Origin of the sequence: Microbacterium sp. MAH-37, assembly GCF_009758255.1 — a bacterium.
Lineage (GTDB): Bacteria > Actinomycetota > Actinomycetes > Actinomycetales > Microbacteriaceae > Microbacterium.
On the sequence record NZ_WSEN01000007.1, the window covers coordinates 81,288 to 99,479 of the forward strand.

At 70.2% G+C, this 18,192-nt stretch carries 18 protein-coding genes; 11 read left to right on the forward strand and 7 right to left on the reverse strand.

Annotated features, from left to right (window positions below):
- Positions 1 to 5 precede the first annotated feature (5 nt).
- The 3 genes from GON06_RS08465 to GON06_RS08475 all read left to right on the forward strand — a co-directional run bounded on the left by GON06_RS08465 (position 6) and on the right by GON06_RS08475 (position 4,178).
- Positions 6 to 2,276: a polyribonucleotide nucleotidyltransferase gene (locus tag GON06_RS08465; RefSeq protein WP_157311886.1), complete on the forward strand. Its 2,271-nt coding sequence runs from the start codon at positions 6 to 8 to the stop codon at positions 2,274 to 2,276.
- A 203-nt stretch (positions 2,277 to 2,479) separates the two neighbouring features.
- Positions 2,480 to 3,505 (forward strand): aldo/keto reductase, encoded by a 1,026-nt coding sequence (locus tag GON06_RS08470; protein WP_157311887.1) that lies wholly within the window; start codon positions 2,480 to 2,482, stop codon positions 3,503 to 3,505.
- A 70-nt stretch (positions 3,506 to 3,575) separates the two neighbouring features.
- Positions 3,576 to 4,178, forward strand: a complete 603-nt coding sequence (locus GON06_RS08475; protein WP_332837301.1) for a histidine phosphatase family protein — start codon at positions 3,576 to 3,578, stop codon at positions 4,176 to 4,178.
- On the opposite strand, the gene GON06_RS08480 is transcribed toward GON06_RS08475, so the two are convergent.
- On the reverse strand, positions 4,175 to 4,648 hold the full coding sequence (locus GON06_RS08480) for an NUDIX hydrolase (protein WP_332837302.1): 474 nt from the start codon (positions 4,646 to 4,648) through the stop codon (positions 4,175 to 4,177). The two genes, GON06_RS08475 and GON06_RS08480, sit on opposite strands and share 4 nt — an antisense overlap.
- Positions 4,649 to 4,679: 31 nt before the next feature.
- A complete protein-coding gene (locus GON06_RS08485) occupies positions 4,680 to 5,147 on the reverse strand; it encodes a GNAT family N-acetyltransferase (protein WP_157311888.1) in 468 nt (155 codons plus the stop codon).
- Positions 5,148 to 5,216: 69 nt separating this feature from the next.
- Between GON06_RS08485 and dapB the strand changes: the two genes are divergently transcribed.
- Positions 5,217 to 5,963: a 4-hydroxy-tetrahydrodipicolinate reductase gene (dapB, locus tag GON06_RS08490; RefSeq protein WP_116241695.1), complete on the forward strand. Its 747-nt coding sequence runs from the start codon at positions 5,217 to 5,219 to the stop codon at positions 5,961 to 5,963.
- Positions 5,960 to 9,124: an ATP-binding protein gene (locus GON06_RS08495; RefSeq protein WP_157311889.1), complete on the forward strand. Its 3,165-nt coding sequence runs from the start codon at positions 5,960 to 5,962 to the stop codon at positions 9,122 to 9,124. The genes dapB and GON06_RS08495 overlap by 4 nt, the downstream gene beginning before the upstream one ends.
- A gap of 58 nt (positions 9,125 to 9,182) precedes the next feature.
- Here the strand turns inward: GON06_RS08495 and GON06_RS08500 are convergent, their stop codons facing one another.
- A complete protein-coding gene (locus GON06_RS08500; RefSeq protein WP_157311890.1) occupies positions 9,183 to 10,013 on the reverse strand; it encodes an ABC transporter permease in 831 nt (276 codons plus the stop codon).
- Entirely contained in the window at positions 10,010 to 11,020 is a 1,011-nt protein-coding gene (locus GON06_RS08505) for an ATP-binding cassette domain-containing protein (RefSeq protein WP_157311891.1), read from the reverse strand. Before GON06_RS08505 ends, GON06_RS08500 begins: the two co-directional genes overlap by 4 nt.
- 109 nt (positions 11,021 to 11,129) lie before the next feature.
- Here GON06_RS08505 and GON06_RS08510 point away from each other — a divergent pair, with 109 nt between their 5' ends.
- Positions 11,130 to 11,573, forward strand: a complete 444-nt coding sequence (locus GON06_RS08510; RefSeq protein WP_157311892.1) for a hypothetical protein — start codon at positions 11,130 to 11,132, stop codon at positions 11,571 to 11,573.
- A 158-nt stretch (positions 11,574 to 11,731) separates the two neighbouring features.
- On the opposite strand, the gene GON06_RS08515 is transcribed toward GON06_RS08510, so the two are convergent.
- From GON06_RS08515 to GON06_RS08525, 3 genes are all read right to left on the reverse strand, one after another.
- Entirely contained in the window at positions 11,732 to 12,157 is a 426-nt protein-coding gene (locus tag GON06_RS08515; protein WP_157311893.1) for an OsmC family peroxiredoxin, read from the reverse strand.
- 65 nt (positions 12,158 to 12,222) lie between these two features.
- A complete protein-coding gene (locus GON06_RS08520; RefSeq protein ID WP_157311894.1) occupies positions 12,223 to 12,792 on the reverse strand; it encodes a DUF4395 family protein in 570 nt (189 codons plus the stop codon).
- Positions 12,789 to 13,217: a thioredoxin family protein gene (locus GON06_RS08525; RefSeq protein WP_157311895.1), complete on the reverse strand. Its 429-nt coding sequence runs from the start codon at positions 13,215 to 13,217 to the stop codon at positions 12,789 to 12,791. The genes GON06_RS08520 and GON06_RS08525 overlap by 4 nt, the downstream gene beginning before the upstream one ends.
- A 92-nt stretch (positions 13,218 to 13,309) precedes the next feature.
- Between GON06_RS08525 and GON06_RS08530 the strand changes: the two genes are divergently transcribed.
- The 5 genes from GON06_RS08530 to GON06_RS08550 all read left to right on the forward strand — a co-directional run bounded on the left by GON06_RS08530 (position 13,310) and on the right by GON06_RS08550 (position 18,114).
- Complete coding sequence (locus GON06_RS08530; RefSeq protein WP_157311896.1) at positions 13,310 to 14,113, forward strand: thymidylate synthase; 804 nt, start codon at positions 13,310 to 13,312, stop codon at positions 14,111 to 14,113.
- Positions 14,110 to 14,586 carry a dihydrofolate reductase gene (locus tag GON06_RS08535; RefSeq protein ID WP_157311897.1) on the forward strand — a complete coding sequence of 159 codons (477 nt, stop codon included), beginning with the start codon at positions 14,110 to 14,112 and terminating at the stop codon, positions 14,584 to 14,586. Before GON06_RS08530 ends, GON06_RS08535 begins: the two co-directional genes overlap by 4 nt.
- The gene (locus tag GON06_RS08540) at positions 14,586 to 15,347 is read left to right on the forward strand and encodes an SDR family NAD(P)-dependent oxidoreductase (RefSeq protein ID WP_157311898.1); all 762 of its coding nucleotides are present in this window, start codon (positions 14,586 to 14,588) and stop codon (positions 15,345 to 15,347) included. The genes GON06_RS08535 and GON06_RS08540 overlap by 1 nt, the downstream gene beginning before the upstream one ends.
- A gap of 47 nt (positions 15,348 to 15,394) precedes the next feature.
- Positions 15,395 to 16,372, forward strand: a complete 978-nt coding sequence (gene dapA / locus GON06_RS08545) for a 4-hydroxy-tetrahydrodipicolinate synthase (protein WP_157311899.1) — start codon at positions 15,395 to 15,397, stop codon at positions 16,370 to 16,372.
- A 65-nt stretch (positions 16,373 to 16,437) separates the two neighbouring features.
- Entirely contained in the window at positions 16,438 to 18,114 is a 1,677-nt protein-coding gene (locus tag GON06_RS08550) for a ribonuclease J (protein ID WP_157311900.1), read from the forward strand.
- Positions 18,115 to 18,192: the final 78 nt, after the last annotated feature.

Sequence of the window (18,192 nt, forward strand, 5' to 3'; positions counted from 1 at the left end):
ACCTCTTGGAAGGTCCTGAAATCACTGCCACCGAGGCCGTTCTCGACAACGGCCGCTTCGGCACCCGCACCATCCGCTTCGAGACCGGCCGCCTCGCGCAGCAGGCGCAGGGCGCAGTCGCCGCCTACCTCGACGGCGAGACCATGCTCCTCTCGGCAACCAGCGCGGGCAAGCACCCGCGTGAGGGCTTCGACTTCTTCCCGCTGACGGTCGACGTCGAGGAGCGCTCCTACGCAGCGGGCAAGATCCCCGGCTCGTTCTTCCGGCGCGAGGGTCGTCCCTCCACCGAGGCGATCCTGGTCTGCCGCCTCATCGACCGTCCGCTGCGTCCGTCGTTCGTCGACGGACTGCGCAACGAGGTCCAGATCGTCATCACCGTGCTGTCGATCGCGCCGGGCGAGTTCTACGACGCGCTCGCGATCAACGCGGCATCCGCGTCGACTCAGATCTCGGGCCTGCCGTTCTCCGGTCCCGTCGCCGGTGTGCGCCTCGCGTTCATGCCGGGTCACGGCGAGCACGCCGACCAGTGGGTCGCGTTCCCGACCGCCGAGCAGGTAAGCGAGGCCGTGTTCGACCTGATCGTCGCCGGTCGCGTCGTGACCAAGGCCGACGGCACCGAGGACGTCGCGATCATGATGGTCGAGGCCGAGGCGACCGAGGGCAGCTGGAACCTGATCAAGGCCGGCGCCACCAAGCCGAACGAGGAGATCGTGGCCCAGGGCCTCGAGGCCTCGAAGCCGTTCATCGCCCAGCTGGTGAAGGCTCAGGCCGAGCTGGCCGCGCAGTCGTCGAAGGAGCCGGGCGTCTACCCGGTGTTCCTGCCCTACTCGCAGGAGACCTACGACTTCGTCGCGCAGCGCGCCTACGACGAGCTCGTCGGCGTCTACCAGATCGCCGACAAGATCGAGCGCCAGACCGCCGACGACGCCATCAAGGAGCGTGTCCACGCCGAGCTGGTCGCCGCCGTCGAGGCGAGCGAGCTGCAGGCCGTCGCGACTCTCGAGTTCTCGGCCGCCTACAAGGCCGTCACCAAGAAGATCGTCCGCGGACGCATCCTCAGCGAGAACATCCGCATCGACGGCCGCGGGCTGGCGGACATCCGCCCGCTCGACGCCGAGGTGCAGGTCATCCCGCGCGTGCACGGCTCGGCGATCTTCCAGCGCGGTGAGACCCAGATCCTGGGCGTCACCACGCTGAACATGCTCAAGATGGAGCAGCAGATCGACTCGCTGTCGCCCACGACCAGCAAGCGCTACATGCACCACTACAACTTCCCGCCCTACTCGACCGGTGAGACCGGCCGCGTCGGGTCGCCGAAGCGTCGCGAGATCGGGCACGGCTTCCTGGCCGAGCGCGCGCTCGTGCCGGTGCTGCCCACGCGCGAGGAGTTCCCCTACGCGATCCGTCAGGTCTCCGAGGCCCTCGGCTCCAACGGCTCCACCTCGATGGGCTCCGTCTGCGCTTCGACCCTGTCGCTGCTGAACGCCGGTGTGCCGCTGCGCGCACCCGTCGCCGGCATCGCCATGGGCCTGGTGTCCGACGAGGTCGACGGTCAGACCCGCTACGCGGCGCTGACCGACATCCTGGGTGCTGAGGACGCACTGGGCGACATGGACTTCAAGGTCGCCGGTACCAGCGAGTTCGTCACGGCGATCCAGCTGGACACCAAGCTCGACGGCATCCCCTCCGAGGTCCTGGCCGGCGCGCTGACCCAGGCCAAGGAGGCCCGCCTCACGATCCTGGGTGTCCTGAACGCCGCGATCGACGCTCCGGACGAGATGGCGCCGACCGCGCCGCGCGTCATCAGCGTGCAGATCCCCGTCGACAAGATCGGTGAGCTGATCGGCCCCAAGGGCAAGACGATCAACGCGATCCAGGACGAGACCGGCGCGCAGATCTCCATCGAGGAGGACGGCACCGTCTACATCGGCGCCGTCGACGGCCCGTCGGCAGAGGCCGCTCGCGCCCAGGTGAACGCGATCGCCAACCCGACCAACCCGGAGGTCGGCGAGCAGTTCCTCGGCACCGTCGTGAAGATCGCCACCTTCGGCGCCTTCATCTCGCTGCTGCCCGGCAAGGACGGCCTGCTGCACGTCACCGAGGTGCGCAAGCTCGCCGGTGGCAAGCGCGTCGAGAACGTCGACGACGTGCTCTCGGTCGGCCAGAAGCTGCTGGTCCGCATCACCAAGATCGACGACCGCGGCAAGTTGTCCCTCGAGCCCGTGCTCGAAGAGACCGCCGCGGACGAGAAGGTCGAAGAGGTCGTCGAGGGCTGAGCCCCGGCATCCGATCACGAGGTCCGGTCCCGCTCGCGGGGCCGGACCTCGGTCGTATCCGATGTGATCAAACCGTTACGGTAACTTTTCGGCCGTTCCCAGGGAATCGGCAGGAGCCGTGGAAATCGTCGCTTACTCTCGAAGTACGCACCGGGGGGTGCTGAAAGTCGAACGGATCGCGAGATCCGCGGGGGTTTTAGAGTATGCGTCTATTCAGCGTCGGCACATCAGCCGAAGCGGAGCGCGCCCCGCAGCGGACGGACGGGCACCCGTCAGCCCCGATCCCCGTCGTCGGTCCGGGCGTCGGTGAGAGCATCCGCGTGGACCTGGGCGAGACCGGTCTGCGGACCTTCCCGCTCATGCTCGGCGCCGCCGAGTTCGGCTGGAACGTCGACCGTGACACCAGCCACGCCATCCTGGACCGCTACCTGGAGTTCGGCGGCAACGCCGTGCACACCGCCGACGGCTACTCCGGCGGACGCAGCGAGCACATCGTCGGTCAGTGGCTGGCTTCCCGAGGCGTGCGCGACCGCATCGTGCTCGGCGCGCGCGTCGGCGCGCACCCCGACAACCCCGGCCTCGGGTCGGTGAACCTCGTCCGGGCCGTGGAGGCCTCGCTCGGCCGGCTCGGCACCGAGCACATCGACGTGCTGTACCTCGATGCCACCCTCGATCAGAGTACGAACCTCGAAGACACCATGGCCACCGTCGAGTGGCTGCGCGAGACCGGCAAGATCGGTGCGGTGGGTGCGTTCCGCTTCGCCGCCGAGCGTCTGGTCGAGGCCCGCATCCTGGCATCCGCAGGCTACCCGCGGATCGACGTGATCGATGAGCCGTACAACCTGGTGCGACGGGAGCCCTTCGAGGGCGACCTGCGGCTGGTGGCCGGCGCGCAGAACCTCGCAGTCACGCCTTCGCACGCGCTCGAACACGGATTCCTGTCGGGGCGGCACCGCAGCAAGCAGTCCGCGACCGGCGTGCGCGGCGAACAGCTGCGCTCGCACCTGAACCGCCGCGGCATCAAGATCCTGCGGGCGCTCGACCTCGTGGCGCAGGAGCTGGCTGTGCCCGTCGCTGCCGTCTCGATCGCCTGGCTTCTCGCTCAGCGCACGATCGCGGCGCCGATCGTGAACACCTTCGCTCCCGATCAAGTCGACGAGCTGATGCAGGGCGCCGGCGTCACGCTGTCGCGGGCGCAGGTCGCCGATCTCACCCGGGCGGCGAGCTGAGCCGACCCGGCGTCGGCGGGGTGGCCTAGGCTGGTGGTGCCCCGATGATGGGGCATGAAGCGAGCGGGTTGTGACGCATTACATCTATCTGGTCAGGCACGGCGAACATCAGGATGCCGAGCACGGCGTCGACGACGGACCCCTCTCTCCACGGGGGCAGCGGCAGGCCGAGTTGATCGCGGATCGCCTGTCCGGACTGCCGCTGGACGCTGTCTGGCACTCGCCTCTGCTGCGTGCTGCCGAGACCGCGCGCGCCGTCGCCGCGCGGTTGCCGTCGGTCGATCCCGCGCCGTCCGCTCTGCTGTTCGACTGCGTCCCGACCGGGATGACGGAGGAGACCCCGGCGGTCTTCGAGCCGTTCTTCGGCTCGGTGACGGACGCCGAGATCGAGGCGGGCAAGGCGCAGATGTCGGATGCCGTGAACGAGTTCCTGATGCGCAAGAACGGTGAAGTGCACGAGGTGCTGATCACGCACAACTTCGTGATCTCGTGGTTCGTGCGCGAGGTGCTCGGTGCGCCGGAGTGGCGCTGGATGACACTGAACCAGGCGCACTGCGGGCTGACGGTGATCGCGCAGAAACAGGGCCGGCCGTGGTCGCTGCTCACGCACAACGACCTCGGTCACCTGCCGATGGAGCTGCGCACCGGGTTGCCGGACTACGCGTCGGTCTAGGCGCCGACGACCTCGTTCGCGAAACCGAGCGAGAGGATGCCGATCCCGTCGTGCTCGCGCAGCCAGTCGAGGGCGTGCCGCTCGTGAGGCGGCATGTTCGAGGGCAGCGCGTCGAGGGCGAACCAGCGCAGCTCGGCGCACTTCTCAGGTTCCTGGATCGTCGGCTCACCGGTCCAGGCCGTGCACGTGAAGAACCACTCCACGCGCTGCTCGATCGGGTCGTCAGTGCCGTCGGTGCGCTGCAGCACGCAGATCGGGTCGAAGTCGTCCTGGGCGATGGCGATGCCGAGCTCCTCGGCGACCTCGCGCGCGGCGGCGCGGGTCGCGGTCTCGCCCGGCTCGACGTGCCCGGCGGCTCCGGCGCTCCACATCCCGTCCATGTAGCCGGTGTTCTGCCGCAGCTGCAGCAGCACGCCCTCGTCGCTGCGCAGGAAGACGTACGACGCCGGGATGACCGAGAATCTGCTCACCGGACGATGCTAGCGGGTGGAGTTCGGTGCGTCAGGAGACCGCCTTGCCGTACCACCTCGTCGCGTTCGGGTTCTCGTTGTACGGCTCGATCTGCTCATAGCCGCTGCGGGCGTACAGGCCGCCGGCGGCCTCGAGCGTGTGGTGCGTGTCGAGGACCAGTTCGGTCGCGCCCCAGCCCGTCGCGCGGCGCTCGAGCTCTTCGAGGATCGCGCGTCCCGTGCCTGCGCCGCGGCCCGCGGGCTGAACGAACAGGTGCTTGATCTCGAAACGGGGACCGGAGTCGCCGTCGGCCAGGCGCCGAACGGCGCCGCATCCGAGCACCTCACCGTCGTCGTCCAGCGCGAGCAGGAACACGCCGTCGGGCTCGCGGAACGCGTCAGGTCCGGGGAATGACGGGCGGTACTCGCCCGGGAATGCAGCGGCCCTCATCGCGAAGTAGTCGGTGAGGACGGCGACTGCCGCGGGATCTGTGGCCGGGACGGCACGGAATGTCACCATGGAGCAACGGTATCGCGCGCCACGGCAGGTTCAGAGCCGTCCTGACTGCCATATACCTAAACTGGAATCATGACCACACAGGTTGCTCTCGTCGGCGGATCCGGCAAGCTCGGCGGCATCATCCGCGCGGTGATCGATGAGCTCGACGGCTTCGAGGTGACTCGGGTGCTCGGCTCGTCCAGCGACCTCTCCGAGCTCGACGGGGCCGATCTCGTCGTCGACGCTTCGACGCCCTCTGTGAGCGTCGAGGTCGTCCGCGCCGCGATCGAGCGCGGCATCAACGTGCTCGTCGGCACCTCCGGCTGGTCGCAGGAGCGGATCGCCCTGGTGCGTCCGCTGGCGGATGCCGCGGGCACGGGCGTCGTGTTCATCCCGAACTTCTCGCTGGGGTCGGCGCTCGGCTCGGCGCTGGCCGCGGCCGCCGCGCCGTTCTTCGCCTCCGCCGAGATCATCGAGGCGCACCGGGACACCAAGATCGATTCGCCGAGCGGCACGGCGGTGCGCACTGCCGAGCTGATGGCGGATGCGCGGGAGGGGCAGGGGCCGGTCTCGGCTCCCCACGCCGACCAGCGCGCCCGCGGCCAGCGGGTCGCTGGGGTGCCGATCCACTCCCTGCGCCGCCCGGGCGTGGTCGCCAAGCAGGAGGTCATCCTGTCGGGCGCGGGGGAGTCGCTGACCATCACCCACGACACGGTCGACTCCGCTGCGGCCTACACCCCGGGCATCCGTCTCGCGCTGCCCTTCGCGCGTGACGCGCGAGGCGTCGTCGTGGGCCTGGAGAACATCATCGACCTCGGCCTGCGCCCGAACGCATGACCTTCCGGGTCGGCGTGCTCGGCCCCGTCCAGCTCGCCGATCGCGACGCGGGTGGCGCAGCCATGCGCGCGCTGCTGGCGGCGCTGACCCTGAGCGGCAGCGGCTCGGTCCGCTCCGTCTCCGCGCTCGCCGACGATGTCTGGGGCGAGGAACAGCCGCAGAACCCGAAGGCGGCACTGCAGACGCTGGTCTCCCGGGCACGCGCGGGTGGCGGCGCCGACCTCGTGCGCAGTGCTCCGGGCGGCTACGCCCTCGGCACCGATGAGACCGACCTGCACCGCGCCAGGCAGCTCGTCCTGGAGGCGACGAACCGGGCGGAGCGGGATCCGCAGCGGATCGACCTGTTCGAGTCCGCGGCCGCGCTGTGGCGCGGCGAGCCGGGGCTCGATCTCGGCGACGCGCCGGTGGCCGGCGAACTGACCCGCACCGCGACAGCCCTGCTCGACACGATCCGCTCCGGCCTCGCCACCGCGTACGCCGACGCCGGCCGAGATCCCGAGGCCATCGCACTGCTGACCGCGCTGGCCGAAGAGCGCCCTCTCGACGACGGCGTCCACGTGGCGCTGATGGATGCGCTCGCGCACGCCGGCCGCACCTCCGAGGCGCTCGCGCTCTTCGCGGGTCTGCGCATGCGGCTGCGGGACGAGCTCGGCACGTCGCCGTCGCCGGCGGCCGTGGAGCTCAACGCGCGACTGCTGCAGACCTCGGATCAGGCCGGGCCGAGGGTGCGCATCGGAGTCCAAGCCGCACCGAACGAGCTGATCGGCCGGGACGGGGCCCTCCGCGAGGCGAAGGCTCTGCTTGCACGCACGCGACTGCTGACGATCCTCGGCGCCGGGGGCATGGGCAAGACGCGGCTGGCCCAGGCGATCGCCCTCGACGCCGATGCTCCCGCGGTCGTCGTCGTCCCCCTCGCCGGCGTGCGCGAGGACGCGGGGGTGTCGATCGCCGTCGCCGCAGCCCTCGGCATCAGCGAGATCGTCCCGGGTCGTCGGCTGAACGACGCGGTGCCGCGACCCGACCTGATGGCGCGCGTCATCGCGATGCTGGGCGAGCGGCGCACGCTCCTCGTGCTGGACAACTGCGAGCAGGTGATCGACGGCGCCGCGCAGTGCGCGGCGGAGCTGCTGGCTGCCGTGCCGACGCTGCGGATCGTCACGACGAGCCGCACTCCGCTGGCGATCGCCGCCGAGCAGGTGCTGCCGCTGGAACCGTTGACGATCGACGCCGATCCGGCGGCTCCCGCCGTGCGCCTCTTCATCGAGAGGGCGCATGCAGCCCGCCCCGGCGCGACGCTCGACCTCGAGACGGTCGCGCGCCTGTGCCGCCACCTCGACGGACTGCCGCTGGCGATCGAGCTCGCCGCCGCGCGCGTGCGCACGATGACGCCCGAGCAGATCGAGCTGCGACTCGAGAACCGGTTCGCGCTGCTGACGACCGGTGACAGATCGGCGCCGGAACGGCATCGCACACTGCAGGCGGTGATCGAGTGGAGCTGGGACCTGCTGGCGCCCGAGGCGCAGCGAGCGCTGTCCCTGCTCTCGGTGCTGCCAGGCGGATTCTCCGCCTCTATCGCCGAGGCCGTGCTGGGCGGCGGGCCGGCTGACGACGTGCTCGACCTGCTCGTCTCGCATTCGCTCCTCGGTGTGATCGAGAACGATGCCGGGGCGGAGGTGCGCTTCCGGATGCTCGAGACCGTGCGCGAGTTCGGCCAGCAGCGGCTGCAGGACGCCGGCGGCGAGGAGGAGGCCTGGGAAGCCGTGATCACCTGGGCGACGGAGTTCGCCGCCGCACAGGGCGAGGGCAGCAGACGATTCCCGGCGGGGCTCACCGCAGCGGAGCATCTGGCGGTCAGCCGGGAGCACGACAACCTGGTCCATGTCCTGCGCCATCTCCTCACCGTCGAGCGCGACGCCGAGGCCGTGGTGCTGTTCGCCGTGCTCGGCCAGTCCTGGTTCATCCGCGGCTCGTTCACGGAGTTCATCGGCTACGCCCCGCGGATGATCGGCGCCGCCGCGGGGGCCGATCGCGACAGGATCGGCATCGATCTCGTCGTCATCGCCCTGGCGATGGGCGTGCTGGGCTGCATGATCAGCGGCGACCCGGGTGCCGCGCGGGGTCTCGCGCTGCTGCGTCTGCGCAGAGAAGCGGCCAGTGACAGCCTGGCCCCGGCCTGGCGTCTGCTGGCCGAGGCACTGGACGCGGCGGCCCGCGGAGGAACCGCCGGCGCCGGCGACATCGTCGCGGGCGAGACGGACCCCCGCGCACAGCTGGCGGCCGACATCCTCATGTCGCAGGCATCGGAGAACGACGGCGAGCCGGACGCTGCGATGCGCGCCGCGCGCAGCGCCTGGGAGCGCGCCAGGCGGATCGGCGAGCGGTGGGCGGAGGGACTGGCCGCCGATCTCGCCGCGCAGCTGGCCGCGCAGACCGGTGACGCCGAGGACGCACTCGTCTGGCTGGACCGCGCCGCCGAGGTGTTCCGCGAGTACGACGCGCAGGATCAGCTCAGCCAGCAGGAATGGGTGCGCGGTGGTGCGCTGCTGTGCCTGGGACGCACTGCGGACGCCCGGCCGCTGTTCCAGCGGCTCGTCGACGAGGGCGGACTCAGCCAGGACGGCCTGGAACTCACCTCCATCGGTGTCTACGGTCTGGCCGAGGCCGACCTGGTGGACGGCGATCTCGTCTCCGCATCCGAGTACTTCGCCGCCGCCATGCGGGCGTTCGCCGAACCGTCGCCACGGCGTTCGCCGTGGTACCTGATGGCGATGTCGGGCTATCTCGCGGCAGCCGTGCGCTCGCTGGGACTGGCGGCGGACGAGGTCGCGGTCTGGGAGCGCAGGCTGCGCACCAGGACGATCGCCGCCTGCAGGCAGCGCCGAGAGGGAGTGGACCGCCCGGTGCTGGGCACGGCCCTCATGGGCTGGTCGGCCTGGGCGCTCCGCAGCCCGGGGCAGGTCGCGCGGGGTGTCGAGGCCGTCGCACTCTCCGAGGTCCTCGGCGGCCGGCAGAACATGCCGACGCTCCACCTCGCCGCGCATCTGGCGGATGCCGAACGGATCGCCGGCGCCGATGTCGTGCAGCGGGTTCGCACCGAGGTCGCCGCGCTCAGCCCCGAGCGACGGCTCGAGCGCGGGCTGGCCGTGCTCACCGGCCGCTGAGCCCGGGTGCGCGGAAGGGGCGGCCGCCGTCGGCGGACGCCCCTGAGCGCGGGGAGGATCAGGCCTTTCGCATGTAGGCCCGCACCGTGAGCGGTGCGAAGACAGCGACGATCACGGCCGCACCGAGCAGCGAGATCCAGGCATCCGCTCCGAACGCACCGGTCGCGGTGAGCTCGCGGACGGCCGTCACGAGGTGCGAGACCGGATTGATGTTCACGAACCACTGCATCCAGTCGGGCATGGTGTCGACCGGCACGAAGGCGTTCGAGAGGAACGTCAGCGGGAACAGGATGATCATCGAGATCCCCTGCACGCTCGAGGCGGTGCGGGCGATGACGCCGAAGAACGCGAAGATCCAGCTGACCGCCCACGAGCACACGACGACCAGCAGGCCGGCGGCGACCACCGACCAGAGGCCGCCACCGGGACGGAAGCCCATCAGGGCGCCCATCGTGAAGGTGAGCACGGTGGCGATCGCATAGCGGACGGTGTCCGCCAGTAGCGCGCCGGACAGCGGGGCGATGCGCGCGATCGGCAGCGAGCGGAACCGGTCGAACACGCCCTTGTCCATGTCTTCGCGCAGCTGCACGCCGGTGACGACCGAGGTGGTGATCACCGTCTGCACCAGGATGCCGGGGATGATCACAGGCAGGTACGACTGCACGTCGCCCGAGATCGCGCCGCCGAAGATGTAGGTGAACATCAGCGTGAACAGGATCGGCTGCAGCGTGACGTCCATCAGCTGCTCGGGCGTGCGGCGGATCTTGATGAGGCCGCGTCCCGCCATCGTGAGGGTGTTGCGCAGGGCGAGCCCGAGACCCGCGTGGTTCTTCAGGTTCCGTTCGGATGCGGGGATGATGCGGGTGGCCGCGGGGGCGAGAGCGCTCATGCGCGCACCTCCTCCTTCTGTGAGGCGGCCGCAGCCGCGCTGTCTTCGGTCTCGTCCTCAGCGGAGTGACCGGTGATGGTGAGGAAGACCTCGTCGAGGGTCGGCTTCTGCACGCTCATCTCGCTGAGGCCGATGCCGGCCTCGCGGAGCACGATGAGCAGGTCCGCGACCCGATCGGCGTCGGTCATGGGGGCGGTGATCCGAGCAGCCTCGGGGGAGAGCACCCCCTGCACGCCGAGCACCCGCTCGATCGCGCGCAGTGCGTCCCCGGCATCCGCCGGCTCGGTGAGCCGCAGCTGCAGCGAGGATGCTCCGACGGAGGCCTTGAGGTCGTCGGGGGAGCCCTCGGCCACGACGCGGCCGCGGTCGATCACCGCGATGCGGTCGGCCAGCTGGTCGGCCTCGTCGAGGTACTGCGTGGTGAGCATCACCGTGGAGCCGGTGCGCACGAGCTCGCGGATGGTGTCCCACATCTGCCCGCGGGTGCGCGGGTCGAGACCGGTGGTCGGCTCGTCGAGGAAGATCAGCGGCGGCTGGGCGATCAGCGACGCCGCCAGGTCGAGACGACGGCGCATGCCGCCGGAGAACTGGGCGAGCGGGCGGCGCGCCGCCTCGGTGAGCCCGAACCGCTCGAGAAGGTCCGCGGACTTGGTGCGCGCCTCTGCCCGCGTCAGGCCGAGCAGCCTGGCGAAGATCATGAGGTTCTCGTTCGCGGACAGGGTCTCGTCCACCGAGGCGAACTGCCCGGTCACGCCGATGAGCTGGCGGACGACGTGCGCCTCGCGCACGACGTCGTGGCCGAAGATGCGGGCGCTCCCGCTGTCCGGACGCATCAGCGTCGCGAGCATGTTGATGGTGGTGGTCTTGCCGGCGCCGTTCGGGCCGAGGACTCCGTAGACGGTGCCGGCGGGCACGCGCAGGTCGACGCCGTCGACTGCGCGGTTCGCACCGAACACCTTCACGAGTCCGTCGGCCGCGATGGCCCATTCTGAGGTGGAGTTCGTCATGCGACGAGCATCCGCCCCGCCGCTGTCGGCGCACTGTCACGGCGCTGTCTGCGACTGTCACCCGCTGTCCGCGCGTGGGGCCGGCCCCACGCGCTCCTAGGATTGAGGCATGACCTCTCGCATCGGCGTCGCCGTCATGTCCGCCGCGCTGCTGCTGTACATCGTGGCCGTCGTCTGGCTCGCCGTGCTCTTCCTGCGCAGCGGCACCGGCGCGGGGATCGCGATGGGCATCGCCCTGATCGTCATCGCGCCGATCGGCGCCTGGGCGATGTACCGGGAGCTCGCCTTCGGCCTCGCCGCCGACCGGCTCGGCAGGCTGCTCGACAGCGAGGGCGGGATGCCGGAGGCGCCGGAGCAGCTCACGCCCAGCGGCCGGCTGATGAAGGACGACATCGAACCGCTCGTCACCCGGTACACGGATGCTGCGGATGCCGCCCCGCAGGACTGGCGCGCCCGTTACCGCCTCGGGGTGGTGCAGGACGCCGCGGGGCGCCGCAAGGACGCCCGCTCCAGCATCCGCGAGGCGATCAGGATCGCGAAGACCACGCCCTGACCCGCGGCGTCCCCGACTTCGGATGCCGCACGCCGGCGGCCGGCGTGTCGTCGACGTTCTGCGGCGTGTTGCGGGTCGGATCCGAAGTTGAGCAGGCGCCCGCCCCGAAACGCGCAACGCCCCCGTCAGCGACGGGGGCGCTGCGCATGTCAGAGCACTCAGACGAGCGAGGCCTCGAGGGTGATCTCGATGCCGGCGAGAGCCTGCGACACCGGGCATCCCGTCTTGGCGCCCTCGGCGAGCTGCTGGAACTGCTCGGGCGTGAGGCCGGGGACGCTGGCGTTCACGTTCAGGTGGCTGCCGGTGATGCCGGTGCCGGGCTTGAAGGTGACGGACGCCGTGGTGTTCACGCGCTCCGGCGGTGTGCCGTTCTCCGCGAGTGCGTTCGACAGCGCCATGCTGAAGCACGACGCGTGCGCGGCGGCGATGAGCTCCTCGGGCGTGGTGGTCGTGTCCGAGCCCTCGCTGCGGGCCTTCCAGTCGATCGGGAAGGTCCCGAGCTTCGACGAGGAGAAGGCGACGGTGCCCGACCCCTCGATCAGGGATCCGGTCCAGGTGCTGGCGGCTTCACTGGTGACGGGCATGGTTCCTCCTGTGTTGGGCGGGCTGTCCGGCAAGCCTATCCAGCCCTCATGCCCGAGGGAACGGTTCAGGCCGCGCGCAGGACGCCGGCGCGCCGCAGCAGCAGGTACAGCTCGCAGCCCAGGCAGAAGCCGAAGACGGCGTTGAGGAACGCGGCGATGAAGGCGGCGGCGGCCGCGATCGGCAGGGCCCACGGCACGCCGAGCAGATGCAGCAGCAGACCGACGCCGACGACGAAGAGTCCGACGCCCTGCGCGAAACGCGGCGGTCGGGGGTCCTCGAGCTCGGCCGGGGGAGCGAGGCGCGGCTGCACGAGTTTCCGGAACAGCACGCTCCAGGGCTGGGTTCGCGGCGACAGCACGCCCCAGAGGAAGAGCAGCGCGATGACGAGGAGAAGCAGGAAAGCGGGGTCGAGGATGCGCTGGAGTGGAGACACGAGCGTGATCGTCCAGGGCACGCCCGCCAAGAACCCGAAGTCGGTGGCTCCGCCGCCGGCGAGCGGAAAGGCTCCGATCGCGGGGAACCTGGCTGTCGACAACCCGACCAGTCCCAGCAGCACCGCGATGAGCAGCAACACGGCGGTGATGGATGCCGCGAACCGCGGGCCGCGGGGATCGATGCCGGTCGGGGTGCTCATCGTGCCTCCTGCAGTGCGGGCAGTGCGCCCAGGGCTTCCTCGACGTCTGTACGGCGGGGCACGCCGTTGAACCGTGCCCGCACGGTTCCGGTACCGTCGACCAGGAACGTCGTCGGTGTCTGCAGCACCCGGTACTTGGATGCCAGGTCGGTGCGGTGCGTCAGGTCGACGTCGGCGTGCAGGACGCCGTCGTGCTGGCCGGCGACCTGTCCCAGCATCCGGCGCACCTGCGGGCAGCGGGCGCACATCTCGGTGCTGAACTGCACGAGGGTGGCGCGCGCGCCCAGCTCACCGGCATCCGCTGCGTCCACGACCTCGCCGCGCCCTGCGCGACGGCGGCCGTCCCGCGCGTGCCATACGAAGCCGAGCGCGAGGCTGCCGACGAGCAGTGCGCCGGCGACGGCCAGGGCGGCGATCGGGTTCATGCTCAGAGGCTACGTCCGGCGGGATCGATGAAGGGCGGATGTGTCGCACGATGACGGGCCGGTGTCGGTGCCCCGCCGGTATCGTGTCTGTCATGACCGTTCCCACGCCGTATGAAGATCTGCTGCGCGACGTCCTCGCGAACGGAACCCACAAGGACGACCGCACCGGCACCGGCACGACCAGCGTGTTCGGCCGTCAGATCAGGTTCGATCTCGCCCAGGGATTCCCCCTCATCACGACCAAGCGCGTGCACTTCAAGTCGATCGCCTACGAGCTGCTCTGGTTCCTGCGCGGCGACTCCAACGTGCGCTGGCTGCAGGACAACGGCGTCACCATCTGGGACGAATGGGCTGACGCCGAGGGCGACCTCGGGCCGGTCTACGGCGTGCAGTGGCGCTCCTGGCCGACGCCGGACGGCGGCCACATCGACCAGCTCGCCCAGGTGATCGATCAGATCAGGGCCACGCCCGACTCGCGCCGGCTCATCGTCTCCGCCTGGAACCCCGCAGACATCCCCGACATGGCGCTCGCGCCCTGCCACGCGATGTTCCAGTTCTACGTGGCCGACGGGAAGCTGTCCTGCCAGCTCTACCAGCGCAGCGCCGATCTCTTCCTCGGCGTCCCGTTCAACATCGCCTCGTACGCGCTGCTGACGATGATGGTCGCGCAGCAGACCGGACTCGAACCGGGCGACTTCGTCTGGACCGGCGGCGACTGCCACATCTACGACAACCACGTCGCGCAGGTGCGCGAGCAGCTCACCCGCGAGCCGTACCCGTACCCGACGCTCCGCTTCGCGAGGAAGCCCGAGTCGATCCTCGACTACACCTACGACGACCTGGTCGTGGAGGACTACCAGCATCACCCCTCGATCAAGGCGGCGGTGGCGGTATGACCTGGGTGGGGCTCATCTGGGCCGAGGCGCACGGCGGCGTCATCGGCGCCTCGGGCGGCATGCCCTGGCACGTGCCGGAGGACATGGCGCACTTCAAGGAGGTCACGCTCACCGCTCCGGTCATCATGGGGCGCAAGACCTGGGACTCGCTGCCGGAGCGGTTCCGGCCGCTGCCTGGGCGAGAGAACATCGTGATCACCAGGCAGCAGGACTGGGCCGCCGACGGCGCGCGCCGCGCGGCGAGCGTGCAGGATGCCGCGCGCGGCCTCGAGAAGGTCTGGGTGATCGGCGGTGCCGAGATCTACGCCCAGGTCATCGCCGACGCCGACCGGCTGGAGGTCACCGAACTCGATCTGGACGTCGCCGGGGATGCCTACGCTCCGCCGAAGACGGGCTGGCGTCTGGTGTCCGAGGGCGAGTGGCAGACCTCTCGCACCGGCATCCGCTACCGCTTCCTGCGTTACGAGCGCTGATGCCCACTGCACTCATCACCGGTGCCAGCGCCGGACTCGGTGCCGAGTTCGCCAGGCAGCTCGCCGCCCGCGGTGCGGACCTCATCCTCGTCGCGCGCGGCGTGGACGCGCTCGAGGCGCTCGCCACGGAGCTGCGGAGCACGTACGGCGTCTCGACGGACGTGATCGCCGCCGACCTGTCGGTCGAGGCCGACGTCGAGATCGTGGCCGCACGCCTGCGTGATGCCCGGAACCCCATCGACCTTCTGGTGAACAACGCCGGCTTCGGACTGCCCCTGCAGTTCGCCGACAACGACATCGACGCCGAGGTGCGCCATCTGCGCGTGCACGTCGAGGCCTCGATGCGGCTCATGCACGCCGCGCTGCAGACGATGCGCGGCCGCGGGGGACGCATCATCAACGTGGCATCCGTCGCCGGGTTCATCTCGCGCTCGACCTACTCGGCGTGCAAATCCTGGCTGATCGGCTTCAGCCGATGGGCGAATGCGGAGTACGCCCGCGGCAACGTCACCGTCACCGCGGTGTGCCCCGGGTTCACGCACACGACCTTCCACGAGCGGATGGGCCTCGCCCGCGGCGAGGAGGGGATCCCGGCGATCGCATGGCTGGATGCCGAGGACGTCGTGCGGGAGGGACTGCGAGACGCCGCCAGGGGCAAGGCGGTCTCGATCCCGTCGCTCCGGTACAAGGCGGTCGTCGCGCTCACCGGCATCCTGCCGCGCTCGCTGACCGCGGGCCTCGCGCGCCGGGGCCGTGTCTGACGGATCCGTCGCGCGCGGCGGCAGCCCGAACCGATACGCTGGGAGGCATGACGCATACGGGCAATCCCTTCGGACAGGTGCTCGTCGCCCTCATCACCCCGATGACGGCCGACGGTGAGGTCGACTGGCCCTCCGTCGAGAAGCACATGGACCGGGTGATCTCCGACGGCGCCGACGGCATCGTCGTCACCGGCACCACCGGCGAGACGTCGACGCTGACCGACCCTGAGAAGCTCCGTCTGGTCGAGGTCGGCAAGGACGTCGCCGCGGGCCGCGCGAAGATCATCACCGGCGGCGGGTCGAACGAGACCGCGCACGCCATCGAGCTCTACAAGGCGAGCGAGAAGGCCGGCGCCGACGGCATCATGATCGTCACGCCGTACTACAACAAGCCCACCCAGTCCGGGATCCTGACCCACTTCCGCCTGGTCGCCGACGCGACCGATCTGCCGGTCATCCTGTACGACATCCCCGGCCGCACCGGCGTGCCGATCAAGTACGAGACCATCCTGCGTCTCGCCAAGCACCCGAACATCCTCGCCGTGAAGGACGCCAAGGGCGACTTCTCCGAGGTCAGCCGGGTGCTCAATCAGACCGACCTGATGTACTTCTCCGGCGACGACTCCAACGTCCTGCCCCACCTCGCGATCGGCGCCACCGGTCTCATCGGCGTCACCGCGAACATCACCTCCGCGCCGTACCGCACCATCGTCGACGCGGTGAACCGCGGCGATCTGGCCACGGCCACCGCCGAGCACAAGCGTCTCGAGCCGCTGGTGCGCGCCGCGATGACCCACGTGCCGGGCACCGTCTCGGCGAAGTACATCCTGCACGGCCTCGGCCGCATCGACAGCCCCCGCGTCCGCCTGCCCCTCGTCGGGCCGGAGGAGTGGGAGGCCGCAGCCATCGAGGATGAGCTCGCGCTCGTCAAGGACATCCCGGGTGCGGACTTCTCCGACTTCCGCCCCGACCGCAATGCCGCCGCAGGCGGCGCACTCCCCAAGGTGCACGGCACGACCAGATGACGGTCGTTCGTCGGCGCAGGGAGCAGATCACCGGGCGCGCAGCGCGCCCCGCCTAGGAGGCACCCATGTCCATCCCCATCGCCGATCCGGAACCCATCGCCGACGGCACTCTGCGCGTGATCCCGCTGGGCGGTCTCGGCGAGGTCGGCCGCAACATGACGACCTTCGAGATCGACGGCAAGATCCTCATCGTCGACTGCGGCGTGCTGTTCCCCGAGGAGCACCAGCCCGGCGTCGACCTGATCCTGCCCGACTTCGAACCGATCAAGCACCGCCTCGACGACATCGTCGGCGTCGTGCTCACGCACGGCCACGAGGACCACATCGGCGCGGTGCCGTACCTGCTGCGCCTTAAGCAGGACATCCCCCTGATCGGCTCGGGGCTGACTCTCGCGCTGGTCGAGGCGAAGCTCAAGGAGCACCGCATCAAGGCCTTCACCCTCACGGTGAAGGAGGGCGACCGCGAGCAGGTCGGTCCCTTCGACCTCGAGTTCGTCGCGGTGAACCACTCGATCCCGGATGCCCTCGCCGTCGCGATCCGCACGGATGCTGGCATGGTGCTGGCCACGGGCGACTTCAAGATGGACCAGCTGCCGCTGGACGGCCGCATCACCGACCTCCGCGCGTTCGCGCGGCTGGGGGAGGAGGGCGTGGACCTGTTCCTCGTCGACTCCACCAATGCGGACGTGCCGGGCTTCACACCCACAGAGCGGTCGATCGGCCCGGTGCTCGACCAGGTGATCGGCAAGGCTCCGCGTCGTGTGATCGTGGCGAGCTTCTCCAGCCACGTGCACCGCGTGCAGCAGGTCATCGACGCCGCGCACGCGCACGGACGCCGGGTCGCGTTCCTCGGCCGCAGCATGGTGCGCAACATGACCATCGCCGAGCAGCTCGGCTATCTGCACGTGCCCGACGGCGTGCTCATCGACTACAAGAAGGCGCGCGACCTGCCGGACGACCAGATCGTCTACATGTCCACCGGATCGCAGGGTGAGCCGATGGCCGTGCTGAGCCGCATGGCCAACCTCGACCACGCGATCGAGCCCGGCCCCGGCGACACCGTCATCCTCGCCTCCAGTCTCATCCCCGGCAACGAGAACGCGGTCTACCGCGTGATCGACGGGCTGACCAAGCTCGGTGCGAACGTCGTGCACAAGGCGAACGCGCGCGTGCATGTCTCCGGTCACGCCGCCGCCGGCGAGCTGCTCTACTGCTACAACATCCTGAAGCCGAAGAACGTGCTGCCCGTGCACGGCGAATACCGCCACCTGATGGCGAACGCCAAGCTCGCGCAGGACACCGGCATCGACGCGGAGCGCACGATCATCGCGTCGAACGGCACCGTGATCGACCTCGAGGGCGGCAATGCTCGTGTCGCCGGTCAGCTCGACCTCGGCTTCGTGTACGTCGACGGCTCGACGGTGGGCGAGATCACCGACGCCGACCTCAAGGACCGCCGCATCCTCGGCGAGGAGGGCTTCGTCTCTGTCATCGTCGTGGTGGACGCCGCCACCGGCCGCATCATCTCGGGCCCGGAGATCCACGCCCGCGGCATCGCCGAGGACGACGCGGTGTTCGACGACGTCGCACCGAAGATCGTCGCCGCGCTCAAGGAGGCCTCCGGCAACGGAGTGCGCGACACGCACGCGCTCTCGCAGGTCGTGCGCCGCACGATCGGCCGCTGGGTCAACCAGAAGCTGCGCCGCCGTCCGATGATCGTCCCGCTCGTCATCGAGGCGTAACCCGGATCGGATGCCGGGAATCGGTCGCGATCGCGCATCGATTCCCGGCCCCACCCGCGTCATTGCGGGGTTTTGTCG

What these genes read in the sequence shown, in the direction of transcription:
- GON06_RS08470 (WP_157311887.1), top strand. Translation starts at nt 2,480, where the DNA reads ATGCGTCTATTCAGCGTCGGCACATCAGCCGAAGCGGAGCGCGCCCCG.
- GON06_RS08485 (WP_157311888.1), bottom strand. Translation starts at nt 5,147, where the DNA reads ATGGTGACATTCCGTGCCGTCCCGGCCACAGATCCCGCGGCAGTCGCC.
- dapB (WP_116241695.1), top strand. Translation starts at nt 5,217, where the DNA reads ATGACCACACAGGTTGCTCTCGTCGGCGGATCCGGCAAGCTCGGCGGC.
- GON06_RS08495 (WP_157311889.1), top strand. Translation starts at nt 5,960, where the DNA reads ATGACCTTCCGGGTCGGCGTGCTCGGCCCCGTCCAGCTCGCCGATCGC.
- GON06_RS08500 (WP_157311890.1), bottom strand. Translation starts at nt 10,013, where the DNA reads ATGAGCGCTCTCGCCCCCGCGGCCACCCGCATCATCCCCGCATCCGAA.
- GON06_RS08505 (WP_157311891.1), bottom strand. Translation starts at nt 11,020, where the DNA reads ATGACGAACTCCACCTCAGAATGGGCCATCGCGGCCGACGGACTCGTG.
- GON06_RS08510 (WP_157311892.1), top strand. Translation starts at nt 11,130, where the DNA reads ATGACCTCTCGCATCGGCGTCGCCGTCATGTCCGCCGCGCTGCTGCTG.
- GON06_RS08515 (WP_157311893.1), bottom strand. Translation starts at nt 12,157, where the DNA reads ATGCCCGTCACCAGTGAAGCCGCCAGCACCTGGACCGGATCCCTGATC.
- GON06_RS08520 (WP_157311894.1), bottom strand. Translation starts at nt 12,792, where the DNA reads ATGAGCACCCCGACCGGCATCGATCCCCGCGGCCCGCGGTTCGCGGCA.
- GON06_RS08525 (WP_157311895.1), bottom strand. Translation starts at nt 13,217, where the DNA reads ATGAACCCGATCGCCGCCCTGGCCGTCGCCGGCGCACTGCTCGTCGGC.
- GON06_RS08530 (WP_157311896.1), top strand. Translation starts at nt 13,310, where the DNA reads ATGACCGTTCCCACGCCGTATGAAGATCTGCTGCGCGACGTCCTCGCG.
- GON06_RS08535 (WP_157311897.1), top strand. Translation starts at nt 14,110, where the DNA reads ATGACCTGGGTGGGGCTCATCTGGGCCGAGGCGCACGGCGGCGTCATC.
- GON06_RS08540 (WP_157311898.1), top strand. Translation starts at nt 14,586, where the DNA reads ATGCCCACTGCACTCATCACCGGTGCCAGCGCCGGACTCGGTGCCGAG.
- dapA (WP_157311899.1), top strand. Translation starts at nt 15,395, where the DNA reads ATGACGCATACGGGCAATCCCTTCGGACAGGTGCTCGTCGCCCTCATC.
- GON06_RS08550 (WP_157311900.1), top strand. Translation starts at nt 16,438, where the DNA reads ATGTCCATCCCCATCGCCGATCCGGAACCCATCGCCGACGGCACTCTG.